We start from the raw sequence: 18,873 nt of genomic DNA on the forward strand, positions 1-18,873 counted from the left end.
CAGCGTGACGCAGAAGAGTTGGTCCATTGCCAATAACGGACCCCAACCTGGCTGACGGGAATTACAGCAAGCCGAACAGACCCATCCCGCCCATCACCGCCAACGCGGTAAAGGCGATAAACGCCAGCGCCATCAAAATCCAGCCCCATCGCTCCAGACAGACGATGCAGCGATCAAAAAACGGAGTAGGGTGCAGGTGCGCGTTAAACAGAGTCATCACGCCGCTCCTTTCCAGGCCGAAACCTGTCCTGTGTGATAAACGATCTCAAATTCTTGTTCAAAACCAGTTACTTCAAACATCTTCTTCACTTGCTTGCCAGGGTTGTTCAGCGTAATGCGTGCGCCAACGGCGCAGCTCTCACGCAGCCCCATCAACATGCCCAGCCCAGCTTGATCCACACACACCGTGCGGCTTAGATCCACACACAGACGCTCACAATCTGCCAATGCGCTCTCTGCATGCGCTGGAAAACATCGGCGCAACGCACCGTGAACGCCCCGCGAATCAGCAATTCGGCGCGTCCTGCGCCTCGCTTCTGGATCTGCAACTTGATCATTGCGTCCACCCTGCTGGTTTTGCCTCATTTTTAGTGTAGGTAGCGAGGGCAGGCGGATCTATGCGGATTTTGTTATCCAGGTAAACAAGAGATAAACAGTTGAGCAAAAATTGTCAATATGCCTATCGATCTAACTAATAATACATCTCAGTCCAATTCACGCCTGGCGCGAGAACCCGCCCTCCCCTTGGCTGGCGGAGAGCGCGGCGGCGTAGGCGCGCACACCCTGGCGGGAGAGACCGGATTCGGTGGGCGCAGAGGGATTGCCGCCCACGCGACGGCGCGTGACGTTCGCTGACTCCTGGCCATCGCTCCACTCCACGATGGCGGCGTCTTGGTTCAAAGAAGAGGCGCGATAGGCGGCCACAGAGGCGTCATCGCTGTTGCGACGCGCGCGCTGGGCGGCGCTGTGGGCGCGGGAGTAGGCGTTGTAACCCCCGGACGGGGTCGGCGCCGAAGCTTGAATGGGGATCATGGGAGACTCCTTTCCAACCTGCTCATTGGGGCGCAATCTCTGGGCGGCCCGAGCCGAAATCGTCGCCGCATCCATGCGGCCTGTGGGACTCCTCTACTCAAGCAAGAAGCATAAACGGCGCCACTCTTAACATAATGATTATTTTGAATTTCACACGCAGGCGACGGAAACTCAACGCCGCTGCTGATGATTGAGCGTCACCCATGCGTCGCTGGCGGGGGTGGATTGCGGACAAAAAAAACGGCCCACAAGGGGCCGTGCGCACACTCTGGAGAAGAGTAGAGAGAAAAAAGCGAAAGAGATTTTGGGATCTGCGGCGACGGGGGCTCCCGAGTTCGCCCCGCCGCCGCGATCCCATGGTCCGGGATCGATGGCCTTGACCCTACCCCGTTTTCACCGGTTGCGCCGCGAATCGCAACTGTTGGGGGATCGCGCGGACCCAACGTCCGGTGTGGCGTACCGTTGACCCAAGCGATGGCCAACGACCGGACGTTATAAATAAATCAAAACCAAAACTGCACAGAACGACCAATGTTTGCGTGACGTAGGCCCGGCTCGCGCTGACTATTGGCCGTCGACTGGTCGGCGGCGGGGTCTGGGGGCCGCGCCCCCAGCAGGGTGTGGGGCGGAGCCCCACGGTTTGGTCGTTGGGAGCTCGAGGGCAAAGCCCTCGATATCTTCCATCGCCAAAACCACCAATGTTCAATTCTGAATTTGACTGACTATATCGCTCAATGGCGACTTTACAGACCGGCGGCGGCCAGATTCTCTTGAGCCACGCCATCGGCGCTGGCCTCCTGGCTCACGCGCTCGGCGCTGGTCCCGGCGGAGAGCTCCCGCGCCTCGCGCAGCAGTTGCGCCACATCCTCGGAGATGCGCGACTCATTGGCCGCGCCGTGGGCGGTCAGCAGGCTGGCCGGATCGAGCTGCGCGGCCTGGCGAATCTGATCAAACGCCCCTTCCAGGCTCCCCTCGCTCATGGCCAGACGCAGACGCGACGGGCTCACCGGGGTCCCCTCCACCGGCTGACGCATCACGCGACGAGCGGCGGCGCTCTCTTCGTTAACGCTCTGCGCGCTGTTGGCGGTGAGTTGGCCGACGAAGGGGTTGGCGGCGGCGCTGGCGGAGGTAATGGTGGCGAACATGGCAATACTCCTTGGGGTCATCTCTGTATGGTTTCTAGCCGATCAACTCGGTGCGGCCAGGGAATCATCGGTTGTGTGGGCGGGCGGTGTGCGCCCCGCTTGCCTCTCTCTATTACAGGTTGCGTGCCAGTTATTGCCAACACCACTTAACATAATGATTTGCCATTGGTAAAACGTGTCGCGTCGGGCCATTACAGAGGCCGGATGGGCGCCGCAAATGGAAAAAAGTGGGAACGGGTGGTGGGAAAATTTGACCGGCGGGTGGAAAAAGGCGCCGCCTGCGTTGGTCTGTTGGAAACCGATGGGCGATTTTTGCCGCTGGGGAGGGAGAGTCAGTCGAATTCAAAATTGGATATTGGCGGTTTTGGCGATGGAAGATATCGAGGGATGCGCCCTCGAGCTCCCCAACGACCAAACCGTGGGCTCCGCCCACACCTGCTGGGGGCGCGGCCCCCAGACCCCGCCGCCGACCAGTCGGCGGCCAATAGTCAGCGCAAGCTCAGCCTACGTCACGCAAACATTGGCCGTTCTGTGCAGGCCACACACGATGACGCTACGCCGACGCCTCCACGGTGACGTGGGCCAACTGCGGCAGGCGCGACTCCAACGCCGCACGCAGCCCCTCGCCGCCAGGATGGTCCACCGCAATGATGCAGGCGAAACCCTGGGGGCTGACGCGCCACACGTGCAGATGGGTGGCCGCGCCATAGCCGCTCTCCTGCGCCACGCGGCGGATGCTCTGCTCCAGCTCGCGGGTGTCCTCGGCGTCCAGCAGCACGCGGGCGGTCTGCCGCAGCAGCCCCCACGACCACACCGCGATGAGCAGCGAACCAGCCAGCCCCATCACCGGGTCGAGCCAACCCAAGCCCCACCACATTCCCGCCGCCAGAGCGATGATCGCCGCCACCGAGGTGACCGCATCGGCCATCACATGGAGAAACGCCGCGCGCAGATTGTGGTCCACGCCGTGATCATGATGGTCGTGATGATGATCGTCGTGGTCATGATGCGCATGGCCATGGTCGTGACCGTGCCCGTGCCCGTGCCCGTGCCCGTGCCCGTGCCCGTGCCCGTGACTGTGGCCATGATCGTGACCGTGATGGTCGCCCCCCAGCAGCCACGCGCTGAGGAGATTGATGGCCAACCCCAGCGCCGCCACCGCCATCGCCTCGCGAAAATGGATGGTCTGCGGATTGAGCAGTCGATGCAGCGACTCCCCGGCCATCAGCAGCGCCACCATGGCCAGCGACACCGCGCTGGCGAAGCCGCCCAGACTGGCGGCCTTGCCGGAGCCGAAGGTAAAGCGCGCATCGCCGCTGCGGCTGCGAGCGTACCAATAGGCGAAGGCGGTGATGCCCAATGCGGCGGCGTGGGTGCCCATGTGCCAGCCGTCGGCCAGCAACGCCATGGAGCCGGTGATCATACCTGCAGCGATCTCGGCGATCATCGTCACCAGCGTCAGGCCGATCACCCACCAGGTGCGGCGCTCGCTGGCGCGGGTATCAGCCACATGGGCGTCCAGATCGTAAGGGCAGCAACGGGAGGAGGGTGCGTTCATGCGTCAGATGATCCTTCCAATGGCGCGCAAAAAGGAAATACGAACCATTATCATCATAATCTGATGCCGGAGAGGCGTCAATCAGAACCTGGAGCTGGCGGCGGCGCCAGGCGAGTCAGATCTCTCCATCCACTTCGCGGGGGAAGGTTGCGCCCTGCTGCAGCGCGGCGATGAGGTCCGCCAACGACAGCGGTTTGCTGTAGTAGTAGCCCTGAATCAGATCACACCCCAAATCCTTGAGCCGGGTGACCTGATCCAGGGTTTCAGCGCCTTCGGCCACCACCTCCAGCTTGAGGTTGGCGGCCAGATTGATGATCGCTTCGATGATGGCGGCGTTGCCTGCATCCTGCTCCATATTGCGCACAAAGGCGCGATCGATCTTGAGCACGTCCAGCGACAGATGCGCCAGTTGGCTCAGGGAGGAGTAGCCGACGCCGAAGTCATCCATGGCGATGCGCACCCGGCGCGCGCGCAGATCATTCAGCAGCGCCACGGCGGCCTTCATATTGTGGATCATCAGCGACTCGGTCACCTCCAGCTCCAACTGCTCGGCGGGCAGCTGCGCCGCCGCCAACGCCTCGGCCACCCGGGCGCTGATATCATCGTGACGCATCTGGTTGCTGGAGAGATTGACCGCCACCCGTAGCGGCTCGCCCAGCAGTTGGCTGAGTTGCTGGGCGTCGGCGCAGGCGCGTTGCAGCACCCAGCGCCCCATGGGCACGATCAGGCCACACTCTTCGGCCAGGGGAATGAACTGGGTGGGGTAGACCATGCCGCGTTTGGGACTGGGCCAGCGCATCAGCGCCTCCATGCCCACGATACGGTGGTCGGTGGGGCGCACCTTGGGCTGGTAGTAAACCTCCAGCTCGCCGTTCTCCACCGCGCGGCGCAGATCGCTCTCCAGCGCCAGCCGTTCGGCGCCGCGGCGATCCTGCTCCATGGAGTGGAAGCGATAGGTGTTGCGGCCAGCGGATTTGGCCCGGCTCATGGCCAGATCGGCGCACTGCGCCAGGGTGGGACAGCTATCGCCATCCTCCGGGAACAGCGACACGCCGATGCTGGCGGTCACCACCAGTTCATGACCATCCACCTCGAACGGACGCGACAGCGCCTCGTTGATGCGCTGGGCGACAATGGCCGCCCCCTCCGACTGTTTAACGTCGGTGAGCACCAGGGTGAACTCATCGCCGCACATGCGCGCCACGGTGGCCTCGCGACCAGCGCTCTCATCGCCCAGCTCATCATTGCGCGCCACGGTGTCGGCGCTGCGCACGCACAGCGCCAGCCGTTCGGCCACCTGCTTGAGCAGACGGTCGCCCACTTCGTGACCGAGGGTGTCATTGATGCGTTTAAAGCGGTCCAGATCCAGAAACAGCACCGCCAGCTTGTATTTGTGACGACGCGCCAAAGCGATGTCGTGATTCAGGCGATCCTGGAACAGGGTGCGGTTGGGCAGGCCGGTCAGATCATCGAAATAGACCAGTTTCTGCAGCTGGGATTCGGTGGAGCGCACCTCGGACAGATCGGTGATCAGGGCGATGTGGTGGGTCACCACGCCCGCAGCGTTGCGCACCGCGTTGATAACCATCAGCTCAGGATAGAGATCGCCATTTTGACGACGGCAGGTGACCTCGCCGCTCCAGCGCCCGCGCGCGCGCAGCTCCCCCCATACCTGCGCCGAGAAGGTGGGGTCGGGACTGGCGAAATGGAAGGCGTTGGGGCCTTTGCCCAGCACTTCGGACTTGGCGTAGCCGGTGATGGCGGTGAAAGCGGGATTGACGTCGACGATATGACCGTTGACGTCGGTGATCACCACCCCTTCGCTGGTGAACTGGAAGGCGTGGCGCACCAGACGCAGCTCCTCCAACTCCGCTTCATGCGCGGCGATGCGCAGCGCCAGTTCGTTACGGGTGGCGTGCAGGGCGTCATTCAGGCTGGCCTGACGCCCCAAGGCGGCCAGGGTCAACAGCGCCAGACCAAATACGGTGAGCAGCGGCCAGGGGGTTTGCAACGGATTGGCGGGGACGGGGCTGATATGCGGCAGGGCGGCCAGCAGGGTCAGCGCCAGAATGCCCGCGACCATAAGAATACGACGCAACATCATGCCGGACATAGCGGCTCTCCGGTCATGGGGGGCTCCTGTAACAGGACGGAATGAGGGGGAATCGGCGGCACATGCGACGATGAACGGCATTTATTGTGTGGATGGGCGCGCCCGAAGGCAACCCGAAACTCTGAATATAACAATTCTTAACGACTCAGTTCAATCACCCGGCAAGCGTCGCCGCCGCGTCGCTGCGCCAGTTCCGCCAGATGGGGGTGGTGGGTGAACAACAACACTTGGGTCTGTTCGCCCAACGCCAACAGCGCGTCGAGCCCGGCGCTGGCGCGCGCGTCGTCAAAGTGCACGAACAGATCATCGGCGATAAACGGTAGAGGGCCGTGGGCGGCAATGCGCGCCTCCACCGTGGCCAGGCGCAGCGCCAGATACATCTGATCCTGGGTTCCGTCGCTCATGCCGCTGATGGGGCAAGGGGAGTCATCGGGCCGCCGTCCTTGCAACACCACCCCGCCCGCGGCGTCCTCATCGGTCAAAAAGCCGTGGAAGGAGCCGCCGGTCAACTGGGTGAAGATGGCGTTGGCGCGGTCCAGAATGGGGCTCTTGTGGCGCTCGCGGAAGCGCTCAATGGCGCGACTGAGCAGACGCGCGGCCAACGCCTCGCGCAGCCACTGCTCGCCGTTGTCGATGAGATCGGCCACCAGGCTCTGACGCTGCTGCTCGGCGGCGGCGGCGGAGCCCAGGGCGGTGAGCTCCTGCAGCGCGCTTTGGGCGCGCACCCGCGCCTCGCGGGCGTCGGGAACCAACGTATGGAGTTCCGCCAGACGCTGCTCCAGGGCGACCAACTCGACATCCATGGCCTCGGCGTCGGCGCTGCTGACGGCGCTGCGCGCCTGCTCCAGACTCCACGGCGCCGCCTGCCGCACGATGTGCGACGCCAACTTATCGCGCTCCTGCTCCAGGGCGCGACGCTGCTCGCTGCGGGCGATGGCGGTCGCCATGCTCTGCACATCGGCGCCGGGGCAGAGATCCAGCAGCGCATTGACCTCGGCTTGGGCGCGGGTCAGGGCGATGAGTTCGCCCGCTTCGGCGGCCTCCTGCTCAGCCACGCTCTCTATCAGGCTCTCGCGTTGGGTCTCCAGGCGCAGGGCGTCGGCCAGCGCCTGTTCAGCGGCCACCGCCCACGCCAGCGGCTCCTCCGGCGCGTCGCGCAGTTGCGCCATGGGTTGCAGACGTTTGGCTTCGGCGGCGAACTGCGCCTCTTCGGCGTCCAGACTCCGCAGACGCTGATCGCGTTCGGCGATGGCGTCGATCTCGGCGCGCGCCTTGGGCCACTGCGCCAACGCCGCGCCCGCCTGCTGCGGCGTCAGATCCGGCGCGCCCAATCCTTGCGCCGCCTGGCGCCAGCGCTGCTGGCCCTGGGTCAACGCCGCGCGCGCGGCGTCAGTGGCGTCGCGGCGCTGCCGCGCCTGCTGCGTCAGGGTCTGCTGCGCCGCCTCGAAACGACTGCGCGCCTCGCGCTGCTGGGCGATGCGCCGCAACACGCTCTCCGCCTGGCGCAGCAGCGCGCCCAGTTCGGCTTGCGGCTGTGGCGTTTCATGCACTGCGTTGAGTTGTTCGGCGATCTCCTGCGCCGCCTCGGCGCGCCGTCGCCCCAGCGCCGCCAACGCCGCCTGCTGGGCGCGCAGTTTGTCGGCGAGCTGCAACGCCGCCTCGCGTTTGCGCAACCAGCCGCGCATCTCGGCGGGGGGCCAGGGTTCGATCCGCGCCTCGGCCCACAACGCGCGCCAATCCGCCGCCAGCGCATCCACGCTCTGTTGCGCCTGCCGCTGCACGCTCTCGGCCTGGGTCAACGCCGCGCGCGCCTGGGCGGCGTCGTGGCGCAACCGCTCCTGGGCGTGCAGCCGCTGCGCCTGGGCCAACGCCGCATCGCTCAGTTGATCCGCCGTCTGCGCCGCCAGCCGCGCCCGCGCCAGGGTTTGCGGCCACTGCGCCGCATCCGGTTGGGTCAGCGCCTCCAGCTCGGCGTCGCGCTGCGCGCGGGCTTCAGCGATCTGCTCGCGGCTGGGCGGCGACGCCCCCTGGGCGGCCCACTCCGCCTGTCGGGCGTCCACCTCGGCCACGGCTTGGCGCCGCCGTGTCGCCTCCGCCTCGGCGGCGCGCAGATCCTGCTCCGATTGCGTCCAGGATTGCGCAAAACGGTCCAGCGCGCGCGCGTCGGGCAGCGGCTGCGCCGCCAGGGCGTCAGCGTCGCCGGACCACAGCGGCAGCGCCGCCAGGGCGGTGTGCAACTCCCCCTGCAACCGCTCGGCGACGACGCTGCTCTCCGACGCCCAGTGATCGGACAAATCGCTCTGTTCGCGCACCCGCTGCACGCTGTGCGACAAGGCGGCGTCATCACCAGGTTGCGGCGGGGCCTCGGCCTGGGCAGTCTCCAGCGCGCGCCGCGCCTGTTGCGCCTGTTGCGTCGCCTGCTCGGCCCTGGCCTGCAGCGCGGTCAACTCCGCCAACGCCGCGCGCGCCTCGTTCAGCGCCGCCTCGGTGGGCAACGCCCGCTGGGCGGCGCGCCAATCGGCCACATCCACGCCCAACTCCGCCATCAGCGCGCGCAGCGCCGTGGCGCGCAAGTCGGTCTCCGCCTGCAGTTGCGGCTGCTCGGCGCGGGCGTTGAGCAGGGCGTCACGGCGTTTGCCCAGAGCGCGCACCGCTTGGGCCACATCGACGATGGCGGCGCGCTGCGGCAGGGCGTCGCGTTTGGTCCGCGCCGCCTGCAATCGGGCGCGCTGCTGATCCAATAGCGCCTGCCGCTGTTGACGCGCCGCCAGCGCCGCCTCCCAGCGCGCGCGCAAATCGGCGGCCAGCAGCGGGGCGTCCTGCATTGGCGCCAGTTGTTCCATGATGTGATCCCACTGCGCCAGCAGGGGGATCAGCGTTTTCAGGCGGGTCAATTCGCGCTCGCGCACGGCCAGCCGACTCTGCTCGGCCTGCAGCGCCTGCTCCTGCTGCTGCGCCTGTATCACCGCCTCTTCGGCCTCGCGCCAGCGGCGACCGTTGAGGCTGCGCTGCTTGACCAGCGCGGCCTGCTCCCGGTGCGCGCCCAGCAACGTCTTGATGGCGGAGTTGCGGCGCGGAAATTCGGGATTGAACAGCTCTTCGGCATCGGCGCGCAACTGCTGCTCCAACGCCCGCGCCGCATGCAGATGGCCCCCCGCGCTGAGCAGGATGTGACCCAATTCGCCGCCCGACGTCAGCATCGCCTGGCCGCCGGCGCGCAGAATGGCGTGGTCGAGCCCGAACAGCCGCGCATACTCCTCCAGCCCCATGCGGCGCAGAGCGTCGGGGAACACGGCGTCGTCGGCCAGTTGCTGTTTGGCGCTGTTCTCCAGGGTTTTGCCGCGCCCCTTGCGGCGCTGAACCGCCACCGTTTGCCCGTCGATGAGCAGTTGTGCGCCCACCAGGAGCTTGCCCGGATGCAGAAAATCGTCGTCGCTGCGGTGGCCGAACCCAAACAGCAGATCCAGAATCGCCCGCCGGGTGGTGCTCTTGCCCGCTTCGTTGTGGCCGCAGATCACCGTCAATTGCGGCGCTGGGCCGTCGCCATCCAGCGCCAGAGAGAAGTTGGTGAAATGACCGTGACGGATCAGATCCAGGCGTTGAATCCTCATGCCTCCGGCTCCGTGCGCAGCGCCTCATCCAACCGCGTCAGCGCCCCCTCCAGCAGCGTCTCCAGCGGCTCGCGCGCCAATGCGTTACGCGCATCATCAGGCAGATTGGCCGTGAGCAGGGCGTCACGCAGCGCCGCCAACTCCTGCTGGACTTCGGGCTCATCCAACAGCGCGCGCGCCTCGTCCAGCAAGCTGTCGGCGTTGTCCACCGCATCGCGGCGCGGCTCCGGCGGCGGCGCGTGGGTCTTAATCTTCTCGATCCAGAATTGATCGCTCAGTCGTTCGGCCTCCTGTTGGGCCTCGAACAACAGCTTTTCCACATCGCCGCGCAGCGCCGCCGTCACATTGAAGAGGCTGACGCGCGCCAGCAACGGACGCCCCTGGGCCTCCGCCAGGGCGGCGCCCAAGGCATGGGCGATCAGCTCCTGGGCGGTATCGAAGCTGGTCGCGCCCTTCAAGTCCGCCTGCGCATGGGCCCAGCGCAGCACGTCGCAGGGGATCCGCTCCACATCCTCCACCACACCGCCGCTCACCGTGGCCAGGGCGAACCCCTTGACGCCGGTTTCGCGGATGTTGCGCCCCTGCAGATTGCCCGGGAATACGATCCACGGCGCGCCCGGCTGATGCTGGACCTCCCACTGATGCACATGGCCCAGCGCCCAGTAGTCATAGCCCTTGGCGATAAGATCCGCTTCGTCACACGGCGCATAGTTGGCGTGCTCGCCGCGTCCGCTCAACGCCGTGTGCAGCAGACCGATATTCAGGCGTCCTGCGCTGGGCGGCGGGTAACCGGGCAGCAGACTCTCCCGGGTCTCCACCCGCGCATAGCCGCGCCCGTGAATGGCGACGTCCCACTCATCGAGCAGCAGCGTTTCGGCTTTGGATTCCGACAGAAAGGTCACGTTGGGCGGCAAACTCAGGGTCTTGTTCTCTTTATTGGCGGCGTCATGGTTGCCGCGCACCGCGATCAGGGGAATCCCCGCCGCCTCCAGCCGCTCCAGACTGCGCACAAAGTAGAGGCTGGTTTGATAATCCTTGATGGCGTCGTCGAACAGGTCCCCCGCCGCCAGCACAAACGCCACCCGTCGCTCAATGGCTTGGTCGATGAGTCGATCCCAGGCGCGGCGGGTGATCTGCGGCAACCCCTCCGGCGGCTGGGCGGCGTGCTCAAAGCGCGCGCTCAAAGCGGTCAGCGGGCTGTCCAGATGCACATCGGCGCAGTGGATGAATTGGAAGCGATCACTCATGCCGCGCAGCATACCGCCGACGCCGTCACGCGGCAACGCGCGCTCGGAATTGTTGCGCTGGGACGCAATTGTTTTGCGCGCAACGCCCCGGTTGGCCATAATGACTGCGCGCGCAACCGCGTTGGGCGGTTGCTCCTTCCCTCCAGACCGCGTGATCTGTTTCGCCATGGCTGACACCGCCTCCATGGACCGATTGGCCCGTCGCTATCGACAGTGGCTGCTCCTCAGCGGTCTGGCGCTGACCACCATCTTCGCCCTGCTGATCTGGTGGCGCTACGAGATCGAAGAGCAGAGCATCGCCAGCAGTCTGCGCGAATCCACCGCCAACAAAGCCTCGCAACTGCGCGAGCAGATCGACCGCGCCTACTTTCAGGTTTTGACTCTACGCGAGTGGAGCCAGTGGGCCTTCGTCTCCCACGAAGAGACCCACGAAGATAGCATGTTCAATAACTTGCGCATCGTTGCAGACGGCGACTCCGGCGCACAACGGTTTGAGTTGGCGACGCAGCGCATCGGCAATGGCCCCAGACTGGTGGGCAACATCATTGGCTTGGGCGATCCAGAGCGCCTGCCTGCATCAGTGCGTCGCCAATTGGAGCACCTGCCCGATCTGATCAGTCAACACGGCGCCATCCTGCGCCGCTCGCCGGAGATCACCTGGATCTACTACCTGTCTCAGGATGATCTGCTGGCTATCTCGCCCTATAAGGATGTCAATAAACTACTCAGCGACGGCGATGTGGGCAGCGCCAGCGCACTGTTCCACACCGTGCGCCAAGCCCCCTTCGTCACTCTCGCCGCGCCGGACCGCAACCCCGAACGACTGCCCTACTGGTCCGACGCCTATGTGGGCCACGTGGGCGAAGGATTGATCACCACCATCGGCGCGCCGGTCTATCGCGGCGACCGCTATCTGGGACTGACCGCCATGGATCTGTCCCTGCGTTTTCTCACCCGCCTGCTCGATGAGTTCCCCAAAACCGAAGGCTCGCTGGTGGTGGCCAATCTGGGCTTGAGCCTGCACGACCCCAAATTCGCCCGCGTGAGCGAATCCCATGCCCAGCAGGCGTTGGCCTCCAACCGTCACGCGCTCTATTCCGATAAACAGACGCGCGACCTGCGCGAGGTGTTGCCCGACTCAATCCCCCCTATCCGCGTGCTACAGGCGCTCAACAGCGATGCGCCGCTGCTGGTCAAAGATCACATGCTGTTCGTCGAGCGCTTGAGTCCGGCGCCCTGGGTGTTGATTCTCGCCTATCCGCGCGCCGCCATTCGCGCCCACGCCCTACCGGCCATGTTGCCCTATCTGGTGGTTCTGGGCGGCGTGATGGGGCTGCTGCTGCTCATCGGCGCCTTGATTCAGCGCAATATGATCAACCCGGCGCTGCAGTTGGTGGCCCACATCAACGCCCGCTCCGGCTCGGCGGCGCTCTCGGGCATGGACGACGGAACCTTGGCGCGCTCCAACCCGCCGCGCCCTTGGCGACCCTGGTTTGAGCTCATCGATCAGGCGTTTGACGAAAATCGCCGTCTGCTGCAATCCATGGCCAAATACGCCAACAAGCTCGATGACCAGGTAGTCGAGCAGCAGCGTCAGCTCTCCACTCTCATGGATAACGCCCCCGGCGTGGTCTACCGCCGCCTCAACACCCCCGACCACGCCATGCAGCTGCTCTCCCACGGGGTGGAGGAGTTGACCGGCTATCCGGCGTTGGACCTGGTGCAGAACCATGCGGTGGCGTTTGTGGATCTGGTGCACCCGGAGGATCGCGACTGGGCGCTGCGGCGCATGCAGGCGGCGGCGCTGGCGGGACGTCCTTACGCCCTGGAGTATCGCCTCATCCATCGCAGCGGCGAAACGCGCTGGATCTGGGATCGCGGCGTGGGCGCGCCCAACGGCGCGGGCGGCGTGGCCGCTTACGAAGGCTTCCTGGTGGATATCACCCAGCGCAAGCGCGATGAGCAGGTTCTGCAAGCGGCCAAAGAGCGCGCCGAGGCCGCATCCCAGGCCAAAAGCGCCTTTTTGGCCACCATGAGCCATGAGATCCGCACCCCGCTCAATGGCGTCATCGGCATGCTGGAGAGTCTGCAGGATATGGAGATGACGCCGCTGCTGCGCGAGCGCATCGACATCATGGCGCGCTCCTCCGAGCGTTTGTTGGCGCTATTGAGCAATATTTTGGATTTCTCGCGCATCGAAGCCGACGAGCTGCATCTGGTCCATGAACCCTTTGCCCCCCGCGACGCCTTGAGCGGTCTGGAGGCGATGTTCCACCATCTGGCCGACGCCAAGGGGGTGCAACTGACCCTCTCCTGTGATCAGCGCACGCCCTCCCGGGTGATGGGCGATGGCGCGCGCTTTGGTCAGGTGTTGATGAATCTGGTGGGCAATGCGCTCAAATTCACCAGTGAGGGCGAAGTGAGCGTGCGCATCGACTATGAGGCCGAAACGTTGCTGGCGTCGGTCAGCGACAGCGGCATCGGCTTTGACCCGGCCACCCTCGACACCCTGTTCGACCCCTTCACCCAGGCCGACAACTCCATCGCCCGCACCCATGGCGGCAGTGGGCTGGGGCTGGCCATCGTGCAGCGGCTGGTCACCGCCATGGGCGGCGAAGTGGAGGCGCAGAGCGCGCCCGGACGCGGCAGCCGCTTCCACTGCCGCATCCCGGCGCTGCCCGCCGCCGAGGAGACCAGCCCCCAGGACAACGCGCTGCACGCCGCGCCCCACGCCCAGGCCGAACGTGAGATCCACGTGCTGCTGGTGGAGGATGATCCGGTCAATCAGCAGGTGGCCGCCACCCTGTTGCAGCAGATGAGCTGCCGCGTCACCTTCGCCAACGACGGCGCCGAGGGGATCGACCGCTTCAAATCCGGCATCTTCGATCTGGTGTTCATGGATCTGCGCATGCCCGGCGTGGATGGGTTGGAGGCCACGCGGCGCATCCGCGCCATCGAGCAGGAGCGCGGCGGCTACACCCCCATCATCGGGCTGACCGCCGATGTGGTGAAGCAGAGCATCGAGACCTGTTTCGACGCTGGCATGAACGATGTGATGGCCAAGCCGGTGCGCTTGGAGCGGCTCAAGCAGATTCTGGCGCAGATCGCCCCGGGCGCAGCGACGTCTCATCAGGAGGCGGTGGACGCTGATGGGTGAGTGGCAGGCGCTGCGCGATCCTGCGGCCCGCATCGCCTATTTGAGTGCCGGTCGACGCGCGTGGATGCAACGGCAGTGGCGAGCGACCTTCAATCTGGAGTGGCTATTGGGAGAGATGCTGCTGGCGCCGACCAAAGCCGCGTTTCGCCTCATTCCCAGTTGCTGGGGCGGACTGCTCGCAGTCGGGCTCTATATTTTGCTCATGCTTCTGGCGGGAATGGCGCATGCCGACGCACAATACGCGGGGATCGCGTTTTTGGAGATCACCGCGCTGATCACTCTGGCATTGTGGAATGAACATGCCGCCCTAAAATCCAGATGGCGACGAAAACTGATAGCGCATCAAGGCGTCTATAAGAAAGCTCCAGGCATTATCAGAAGCTTCAGAGAGTCTGGTGAAATCCTCGCGAAATATTGGCCGAATGGACGCACAAGCGCGCTCCTGATCTTCTTTGAACATCAACCAGAGTCCCCAACCCTCACTATTGACCAACGTGTGGTTCTGGGAATTTGGTGCGCTGAAGACGGACATACCGTCCTCTCCGAACTCCCCGCTGAAAGCGCGTATCCACCATTCCCTCCTGTGAAGATCGGCTCCTTCGCCGCATTCGACGCCCGCGCCCGCGCATTGGCTTCTCAGGATTCCAGCCAGCCGCCCAACTCCTGACGGATGATCGCCGCCAGCGCCGCCGCCCATTCATCCCCTGCGTTGAGACAGGGGATATAGTCGAACGCCTCGCCGCCCGCCTGCAGAAAGGTCTCGCGACCCTCCATGGCGATCTCCTCCAGCGTCTCCAGGCAGTCGGCGGCGAATCCCGGGCACACCGTCACCACCCGTTTGATCCCCTCCCCCGGCAACGCCGCCAAGCGCGCATCGGTGGCGGGGCCGATCCACGGCTCTTTGCCGAACTGCGACTGGAACGCCACGCTCCACTGCTCCGCGCTCAGCCCCAGGGCGTCTGCGGTCACCTGGGCGCTGTGGCGACACTGGGTCTCATACGGGTCGCCCTCATCCACATAGCGCTGCGGCTCGCCATGGAAGGAGAACAGCAGATGCGGCGGCGTCCGCCCCGCCTCAGCCTGCAGATGCGGCGCGATGCTGGCCGCCAGCACACGCACGTAGTCGGGATGGGCGTAGTAGGGTTCGGCAAAGCGCAGTGACGGCACCCCCCGGCGCGGGGCCACGGCGGCGTAGACGGCGTCGATCACCGAAGCGGTGGTGGCGCTGGCGTATTGGGGAAACAGCGGAATAGTGAGCAGGTGGGTTACGCCAGCGTCCAACATCTGTTCAATCACCGCATCCACCGCGGGCGATCCGTAGCGCATGGCGTAGCGCACGGTGACGGCGTCCGGTAGCTGTTTAGCGACATTGGCTGCAAGATCGGCGGTGGCCGCCAGTAGCGGCGAGCGGCCATCGGCGCCCCAGATTTTGGCATACAGCGCCGCCGAGCGTTTGGGCCGGGTGCGTAGAATGATCCCATGCAGCAGCGGCAACCAGATCAGTCGGCTCAGATCCACCACCCGGCGGTCGGAGAGGAACTGTCGCAGATAGGGCCGCAGCGCCTCGGCGGTGGGGGCTTCGGGGGTGCCCAACTGAACCAGCAGAACGCCGATGTGACGGGTGCTCATGCGCGCTCCTTGTTAATGGATTGACTATCCTGTTAATCCGCTCAACATAGCAGATTCGTAGAATAAAGAGGAGCGCCGCCCGCCCCCGCTTGCGGCGAAAGTCACATTTTGCTATGCCTGAGTCACAGCAACTTCCTCAAACCACCGCTCGCTGACCGCCTGCCCGCCAGATCTCCGTCAGGAATCGACCATGACCGACGCCCCTTCCTCTCCCGCTTCGGCGCCTCGCCGCACTCTGATTACCGGCGCATCCGGCCTGCTGGGCGGCTATCTGGCTTGGCGCCGCGCGCAGGCGGGCGATTCCGTGTTGGGGCTCTATCACCGCAACCCGGTGCGCATCCCCGGGGCCGCCTGTCGCGGCGTGGATATGACCGACTACGCCGCCCTGCGCGCTGAAATTCAGAACTTCACTCCCGATGTGGTGATTCACTGCGCTTCGCGCACCGACGTCGACGCCATGGAGGTGGACGAAGAGGGCGCCTGGCGCGCCAATGTGCTGACCACGCGCAATCTGCTCGACGCCCTGCGCGATAGCGGGGCCAAACTGATCTTCATCTCCACCGACGCGGTCTATAGCGGCGCCCCCGGCCCCCACGATGAGGAGGAGTTCCCCGCCCCGCTCAACCGCTACGGCAAGACCAAGCGCGCCGCCGAACAGCTCGCTCTCCAGCGCCCCGGCGCGCTGGTGGCGCGCACCAATATCTACGGCTGGAATCTGCGCGATAAACTGAGCATCGCCGAGTGGTTCCTGCGCGCCCAGCAGCAGAAGCATGCGGTGAGCGGTTTTGCCGACGCGCTGTTCTCCTCCATCTATGTGGGCGATCTGCACGATCTGCTGGAAGCGGCCATGGCCAAAGGGCTCGACGGGCTCTACAACGTCGCCTGTCGCGACGGCATGAGCAAACTCGACTTTGGCCGCGCGGTGGCCGATCTATTTGGTTTCGATACCCATCTGGTGCTGCCCGGCTCGGTGCGCGACGCCCACTTCACCGCCTCGCGGGGGCTGGATCTCACTCTGGACGTCACCGCGTTGGAGCAGGCGTTGGGTCAACTGGCGCCCACCATGGCCGAGAGTCTGGCGCGCTTTGCCGCCGACGGTCAGGCCGATGTGCAGGGACAGTTGCGCGCCGGGTTGGCGGCGGAGCCGGAGCCCGAACAAGCGCGCTATCCTGCGCCCGATGGCCGGGTCCCCTATGGGCGGCAGTGGTTGGATGATGACGATCTGGCGGCGGTGGATGCGGTGATGCGCGGCGCGTGGCTCACCCAAGGGCCCCACGTCGCCGCGTTCGAACAAGCCCTGAGCGATTATACCGGCGCCGCCCATGTGGTTGCGGTCAACTCCGGCACCGCCGCGCTGCATCTGGCGTGCATGGCCGCCGAACTCGGCCCGGAGCATGAGGTGATCACCTCGCCGCTCACCTTCGCCGCCTCGGCCAACGCCGCCGTCTATTGCGGCGCCACGCCGCGCTTTGCCGACATCGACCCGATCACCGGCAATATCACCGCCGACGCCATCGCGCCGCTGATCACCCCCCGCACGCGCATCGTCACGCCGGTGCACTTCGCCGGCCAGAGCTGCGATATGGCGGAGATTCGCGCCCTCATCGACGCCAAGCAGGCGGAGTTCGGCACGCGGATCTATCTGTTGGAGGACGCCTGCCACGCCCTGGGCTCCACCTATGGCGGCAAGCCGGTGGGGGCGTGTGAATATTCCGATATGGCGTGTATGAGTTTTCACCCGGTCAAGCATGTGACCACCGGCGAGGGCGGCGCGGTGTTGACTCAGGATGTCGCGTTGGGCGAACGGGTGCGCTTGCTGCGCTCCCACGGCATCAGCCGCGACCACCTCACCCCCGAGCAGATGCCCGGACCGTGGTATTACGAGCAGATCGCGCTGGGTTTCAACTATCGCATCACCGACATTCAGTGTGCGTTGGGAACGTCACAGATGGCCAAACTGCCGCGCTTTGTGGCGCGTCGGCGCGTCCTGGTCGAGCGCTACAACGCCGAGCTGGCTGGACTACCCCACATCACCCTGCCCACCGAGTCGCCGGAGCGACTGAGTAACTATCACCTCTATACAGTGCGCTTCGACTTCGCGGCGCTGGGGATGGATCGCAAGGCGGTGATGCTCAAGCTCAATGAGGACCACATCTATACCCAGGTGCACTACATCCCGGTGACCCATCACCCCTACTACCGTCAGCGTTTCGGGACCGGTCCCGGCGACTGCCCCCATGCCGACGCCTTCTATGCGCAGTGTCTCTCCCTGCCGCTCTATCCGGCCATGAGCGACGCCGATGCAGCGCATGTGATTGCGTGCGTGCGGGGGTTACTCACCGCCTCCCGCTAATTCGCCTCCAACGGGGTGTGTTACGTCCAGTGTCCTACTTTTCTCCACGGAGACAACACAAAATCCCGAGAATTAAGTGAGTGTCCCCGGAATTCCCCCAGCAGCAGGATCCTCATGGAATTCGATCTGCATGGGGACTGAAAGGGAAACGACCCGGCAATACTGAATAGCTTGCCCAGCATCTGTCACAAGGCGCGGATGACCGGGTAATCCGCTGCGGACGGGTCGGCTTCTCTATCCGGCTAAAGAGGGTTAGAGAGTGGAGAGCGAATCAACCAGACGCCGGGCCGCTCCAACTTGCTCTTCTAAATAATCCCGCTGGATGGTTTTGGCGTTCTCCACTCTTTTGCGAAACGCCCAAAGGGCGGTGGCGCCCTCGCCGCCAAAGCAGCGGAGGAGGGGGGCTCAATACCGATTTGGCTGCCCACGCAGTTATCCGTCTGCTTAACCTTGTCATGCCAGAACAAGACGCGGAAGCACTTGCCGCTGCGTCCACACACTGCACACATCGCCCCTCCTCACGCAGTCGCAGCGATCTTTTCCCGTCGAGCAGATGCAGGAACTCGTGCGTCATCTGCTGGAGATCCACCCCCTCATCCGCGTGTAGGGTGACGTTTCCATCCTCACTGGCGCTGGCGGAGATGGCCGGATGCATACAGCACGCGAAAGCGGGCCAGAGCCGCTGGCGGATAGGGGATAAATGGCCCTGGCGCTTGGTAGGGCAAGGATTTGTCCACTCACTCACCCGCATCAAAGAGGTGGCGCAGGGGAAAGAGCGCGAGCACGGAAACACGCTCTCTTGTCGCGGTTGCCTACTTCGATTGAGATAAAACTCCAGTTAGCGGTAGATAATATTTCTTTCTCGTCACAAAATCAGCGAAATATCCACCAGAATTCCCATCGTTTCCAGAAAAGTTCCAAAAAATATATTGCTGAGGCCATTCCATTCCTCTAGGTTGATCAATGACCGAGGTTGGTGTGTGGTTTTGCAGTGCGGTGTGGGATGAGATAGGTCAATAACCTTCCTT

13 protein-coding genes are annotated in these 18,873 nt (G+C 64.7%); 3 read left to right on the plus strand and 10 right to left on the minus strand.

From position 1 onward, the window contains the following. Positions 1–61 precede the first annotated feature (61 nt). From MAIT1_RS21945 to MAIT1_RS21675, 9 genes are all read right to left on the minus strand, one after another. Positions 62–217: a hypothetical protein gene (locus MAIT1_RS21945; RefSeq protein ID WP_158089636.1), complete on the minus strand. Its 156-nt coding sequence runs from the start codon at positions 215–217 to the stop codon at positions 62–64. Beyond that, the gene (locus MAIT1_RS21950) at positions 217–423 is read right to left on the minus strand and encodes an STAS domain-containing protein (protein ID WP_158089637.1); all 207 of its coding nucleotides are present in this window, start codon (positions 421–423) and stop codon (positions 217–219) included. Before MAIT1_RS21950 ends, MAIT1_RS21945 begins: the two co-directional genes overlap by 1 nt. Continuing rightward, on the minus strand, positions 414–557 hold the full coding sequence (locus tag MAIT1_RS21955) for a hypothetical protein (protein ID WP_158089638.1): 144 nt from the start codon (positions 555–557) through the stop codon (positions 414–416). The genes MAIT1_RS21950 and MAIT1_RS21955 overlap by 10 nt, the downstream gene beginning before the upstream one ends. A 157-nt stretch (positions 558–714) precedes the next feature. Further along, a complete protein-coding gene (locus MAIT1_RS19675; RefSeq protein ID WP_085446596.1) occupies positions 715–1,032 on the minus strand; it encodes a hypothetical protein in 318 nt (105 codons plus the stop codon). Between the two features lie 743 nt (positions 1,033–1,775). Beyond that, entirely contained in the window at positions 1,776–2,177 is a 402-nt protein-coding gene (locus MAIT1_RS19680; protein ID WP_085446598.1) for a hypothetical protein, read from the minus strand. A gap of 553 nt (positions 2,178–2,730) precedes the next feature. After that, on the minus strand, positions 2,731–3,735 hold the full coding sequence (locus MAIT1_RS19685) for a cation diffusion facilitator family transporter (RefSeq protein WP_085446599.1): 1,005 nt from the start codon (positions 3,733–3,735) through the stop codon (positions 2,731–2,733). Between the two features lie 115 nt (positions 3,736–3,850). Then, the gene (locus tag MAIT1_RS19690; RefSeq protein ID WP_158089639.1) at positions 3,851–5,848 is read right to left on the minus strand and encodes a putative bifunctional diguanylate cyclase/phosphodiesterase; all 1,998 of its coding nucleotides are present in this window, start codon (positions 5,846–5,848) and stop codon (positions 3,851–3,853) included. A 137-nt stretch (positions 5,849–5,985) separates the two neighbouring features. Continuing rightward, positions 5,986–9,459 (minus strand): AAA family ATPase, encoded by a 3,474-nt coding sequence (locus MAIT1_RS19695; protein WP_085446603.1) that lies wholly within the window; start codon positions 9,457–9,459, stop codon positions 5,986–5,988. Further along, positions 9,456–10,874 carry a metallophosphoesterase gene (locus MAIT1_RS21675; RefSeq protein WP_158089640.1) on the minus strand — a complete coding sequence of 473 codons (1,419 nt, stop codon included), beginning with the start codon at positions 10,872–10,874 and terminating at the stop codon, positions 9,456–9,458. The genes MAIT1_RS19695 and MAIT1_RS21675 overlap by 4 nt, the downstream gene beginning before the upstream one ends. On the opposite strand from MAIT1_RS21675, the gene MAIT1_RS19710 reads away from it, so the two are divergent. After that, positions 10,873–13,863 carry an ATP-binding protein gene (locus tag MAIT1_RS19710; RefSeq protein WP_158089641.1) on the plus strand — a complete coding sequence of 997 codons (2,991 nt, stop codon included), beginning with the start codon at positions 10,873–10,875 and terminating at the stop codon, positions 13,861–13,863. The genes MAIT1_RS21675 and MAIT1_RS19710 overlap by 2 nt on opposite strands. Further along, positions 13,856–14,530 (plus strand): hypothetical protein, encoded by a 675-nt coding sequence (locus MAIT1_RS19715; protein WP_085446609.1) that lies wholly within the window; start codon positions 13,856–13,858, stop codon positions 14,528–14,530. Before MAIT1_RS19710 ends, MAIT1_RS19715 begins: the two co-directional genes overlap by 8 nt. On the opposite strand, the gene hemH is transcribed toward MAIT1_RS19715, so the two are convergent. Further along, positions 14,500–15,492, minus strand: coding sequence for a ferrochelatase (gene hemH, locus MAIT1_RS19720; RefSeq protein WP_085446611.1), 993 nt, complete (start codon positions 15,490–15,492; stop codon positions 14,500–14,502). The genes MAIT1_RS19715 and hemH overlap by 31 nt on opposite strands. 190 nt (positions 15,493–15,682) lie before the next feature. Here hemH and pseC point away from each other — a divergent pair, with 190 nt between their 5' ends. Further along, a complete protein-coding gene (gene pseC / locus MAIT1_RS19725) occupies positions 15,683–17,845 on the plus strand; it encodes a UDP-4-amino-4,6-dideoxy-N-acetyl-beta-L-altrosamine transaminase (protein ID WP_085446613.1) in 2,163 nt (720 codons plus the stop codon). Positions 17,846–18,873 lie beyond the last annotated feature (1,028 nt).

This window comes from Magnetofaba australis IT-1 (genome assembly GCF_002109495.1).
GTDB classification, from domain to species: Bacteria; Pseudomonadota; Magnetococcia; order Magnetococcales; family Magnetococcaceae; genus Magnetofaba; species Magnetofaba australis.

What these genes read in the sequence shown, in the direction of transcription:
- MAIT1_RS19715 (WP_085446609.1), top strand. Translation starts at nt 13,856, where the DNA reads ATGGGTGAGTGGCAGGCGCTGCGCGATCCTGCGGCCCGCATCGCCTAT.
- MAIT1_RS19680 (WP_085446598.1), bottom strand. Translation starts at nt 2,177, where the DNA reads ATGTTCGCCACCATTACCTCCGCCAGCGCCGCCGCCAACCCCTTCGTC.
- MAIT1_RS19690 (WP_158089639.1), bottom strand. Translation starts at nt 5,848, where the DNA reads ATGTCCGGCATGATGTTGCGTCGTATTCTTATGGTCGCGGGCATTCTG.
- MAIT1_RS19710 (WP_158089641.1), top strand. Translation starts at nt 10,873, where the DNA reads ATGGCTGACACCGCCTCCATGGACCGATTGGCCCGTCGCTATCGACAG.
- MAIT1_RS19685 (WP_085446599.1), bottom strand. Translation starts at nt 3,735, where the DNA reads ATGAACGCACCCTCCTCCCGTTGCTGCCCTTACGATCTGGACGCCCAT.
- MAIT1_RS19695 (WP_085446603.1), bottom strand. Translation starts at nt 9,459, where the DNA reads ATGAGGATTCAACGCCTGGATCTGATCCGTCACGGTCATTTCACCAAC.
- MAIT1_RS21955 (WP_158089638.1), bottom strand. Translation starts at nt 557, where the DNA reads ATGATCAAGTTGCAGATCCAGAAGCGAGGCGCAGGACGCGCCGAATTG.
- MAIT1_RS21675 (WP_158089640.1), bottom strand. Translation starts at nt 10,874, where the DNA reads ATGGCGAAACAGATCACGCGGTCTGGAGGGAAGGAGCAACCGCCCAAC.
- MAIT1_RS19675 (WP_085446596.1), bottom strand. Translation starts at nt 1,032, where the DNA reads ATGATCCCCATTCAAGCTTCGGCGCCGACCCCGTCCGGGGGTTACAAC.
- hemH (WP_085446611.1), bottom strand. Translation starts at nt 15,492, where the DNA reads ATGAGCACCCGTCACATCGGCGTTCTGCTGGTTCAGTTGGGCACCCCC.
- pseC (WP_085446613.1), top strand. Translation starts at nt 15,683, where the DNA reads ATGACCGACGCCCCTTCCTCTCCCGCTTCGGCGCCTCGCCGCACTCTG.
- MAIT1_RS21945 (WP_158089636.1), bottom strand. Translation starts at nt 217, where the DNA reads ATGACTCTGTTTAACGCGCACCTGCACCCTACTCCGTTTTTTGATCGC.